General features: G+C 58.5%; 3 protein-coding genes and 1 pseudogene. 2 read left to right on the plus strand and 2 right to left on the minus strand.

Annotated features, from left to right (window positions below; genetic code table 11):
• Positions 1 to 178 precede the first annotated feature (178 nt).
• Both virD1 and AC5ZGW_RS45845 read left to right on the plus strand, forming a co-directional pair.
• Complete coding sequence (gene virD1 / locus AC5ZGW_RS45840; protein ID WP_245475244.1) at positions 179 to 646, plus strand: T-DNA border endonuclease subunit VirD1; 468 nt, start codon at positions 179 to 181, stop codon at positions 644 to 646.
• A 192-nt stretch (positions 647 to 838) separates the two neighbouring features.
• Positions 839 to 1,111: pseudogene (locus tag AC5ZGW_RS45845) on the plus strand (relaxase/mobilization nuclease domain-containing protein); the annotation flags it as partial.
• A gap of 384 nt (positions 1,112 to 1,495) precedes the next feature.
• On the opposite strand, the gene AC5ZGW_RS45850 reads toward AC5ZGW_RS45845, so the two are convergent.
• Positions 1,496 to 1,714, minus strand: a complete 219-nt coding sequence (locus AC5ZGW_RS45850) for a hypothetical protein (protein ID WP_496114153.1) — start codon at positions 1,712 to 1,714, stop codon at positions 1,496 to 1,498.
• Between the two features lie 18 nt (positions 1,715 to 1,732).
• Positions 1,733 to 1,969: a hypothetical protein gene (locus tag AC5ZGW_RS45855; protein WP_463703220.1), complete on the minus strand. Its 237-nt coding sequence runs from the start codon at positions 1,967 to 1,969 to the stop codon at positions 1,733 to 1,735.
• Positions 1,970 to 2,247: the final 278 nt, after the last annotated feature.

Genomic DNA, 2,247 nt, shown 5'->3' on the forward strand with positions numbered 1-2,247 from the left:
ATTGCGTCAACTCGACAACTGGTGCGCCGCATCGCCAGATCGGCCAACGTCAAGTCATGAATTTTGAGTCAGATTCTTAGCTACAATCGCAACCAGTCTTTCGCGCAATTCGGGACCGACGGTATTACATTTGGCGCTTCTCACCGTATGATAACCCTAGAGATGATGGAGGGGCAACGTGTCGACTCGGTTGATGACGCGCTTAAGTAAAAGTGGGAGTGCTGCTATCATCGCTCAGAGCGGCTATAGAATCATCAGCGTGCGTTTACGCGCGGCCGAATTCGATGCGTTTTCGCAGCAGTTGCGTGTGCTTGGGCTGACCAACAGTATGGCGCTGCGAATTGCGGTCCGCAGGATCGGCGGATTTATTGAGATTGGCGATGAGACTCGGGATGATCTTCGGGCGATCACCTGTCACATCGGCAACATTGCCCAAGCACTCAGGGAACTAAGCCGAGTTGCTAACCGTGACGCCACCTTCGACATCGAAAGGTTCGAGAGGCACAGGCAACACTTTGGTCAGGAATTTTCCGCGCTCGACGCCCTGCTCCGCACAATATTGAACGTATCGCGACGGCGAGAGGACGGTCGTAGGCGACTGCAGGAGCTCATGCAGGGCGATAGCACTCATGAACACGATCATTAGGCAACCAAAGTGCCTCATCCGCAAGCAATCGTAAGAATTGTGCCTCGAGGCGGCTCTCGGAGCGCCCAGCAAATCCGAAATCAGCTGCAATACCTTTCGCGCAACGGAGCCGTTGATCTTCTACGTTCCGAACGTCATCAAGGCGTTTTGCTGCCATATGACCAACTCGACCAGTTTGCCCAAAGTTGGGCCGTGCAGACCGGCAACTATCAGGCCGGTCAGTCGGTCGCAGAAAGCAATCAGGACCTGACAACTCATATCATCATCAGCTTCCCGCCCGGCACAGATGCCAACCATGCGCATGCTGCCGGTCGTGCATGGACCGAAAGAATGTTTGGTTCAGGTCACAATGGCGGTTCATTTGACTACATCACGGCGTTCCATATCGATCGGCCGCATCCACACTTGCATGCAGTCGTCAATCGACGGGCACAGGAAGGCCATTGGCTGAAGATCTCGCGCCGCAATCCTCATCACAACTACGATAATATGCGCGCCGTATTGGTTGATGCAGCCGATGATCATGGCATTGAATTGGATGCGACACGTCGTGCCGACCGAGGCATTATGGAGCGTCCGATTACTTATGCGGAATTCCGACGCAGGCAGAGGGTTAGAGAAGCCGTCGTAATTCAACCGGAACCTGAGCCCGATATTCCTGTTAGTCCTAGAGGCCACCCCGGACCGCCGAACCTTGAACGCGACGGCAGGACCTCCGAAGCCCTTCAATCAGCACGTGGCGGTCGCCGGGCATTCCAAGCGTCCACGAGCACTGCGGAAGTGGACGACCGCGCAAATACGGGGGCCATTGTTCAGGGAAACGAAGCACAAGACACGGGCCCCAGTGCATCAGATGTAGGTGGTGTTGAACTCCGGCGCGAAACTCGGCAGCGCCGCGGCCGCGAGCTCGAAGGCGGCGACGGCCAGCCGACTTCGCTCGCTCGCCCACGGCAGCGCCGCCGTTTCGCGCCATCCATCATCGAAACGCGCGCCCAGCGAGCGGCCCGTGAACAGCGCCAGACCGAAGAAGATGCGGCGGAAGGTAATGTTCGGGGAGGCGCAGCACAAGACGCGGACCCCAGTGCATCAAATGTAGGTGGTGTTGAACTCCAGCGCGAAACTCAGCGGCGCCGCGGCCGCGAGCCCGAAGGCGGCGACGGCCAGCCCACTTCGCTCGAGCGGCCACGCCAGCGCCGTCGTTTCCCGCCATCCATCATCGAAACTCGCGGCCAGCGCGCGGCCCGTGAACAGCGCGAGGCAGACGAACGCGCGAGGCGACATCGCCGCCGCGAGCCTGAACCTGAGGATCTCGATCCCAATCAACCACTGCGACTTCGCAGCCGACGTGCGATCGTACGATCGCACGATGAAGAGCGGGGCGGATCTCGGTGAGGATTGTGCCGAGTGGACGTTGTGAGCCGCCCCGGGTTTGCCGGAGGTGACCTTGCCCCACGGGCTTAATCCAGTTTGAAGTTCGTTCGTAACGGGTATGAGCTCCCACGTCTGTCAATCGGCGTTCAAATTTGACCCCCGTATTGCCTCATCTGAGGATGTTACTTTCGCTTGACGGACGTAGCGCCGACTGTCGGCCGGTCTGAGGT

This window comes from Bradyrhizobium sp. Crot121 (genome assembly GCF_059512385.1).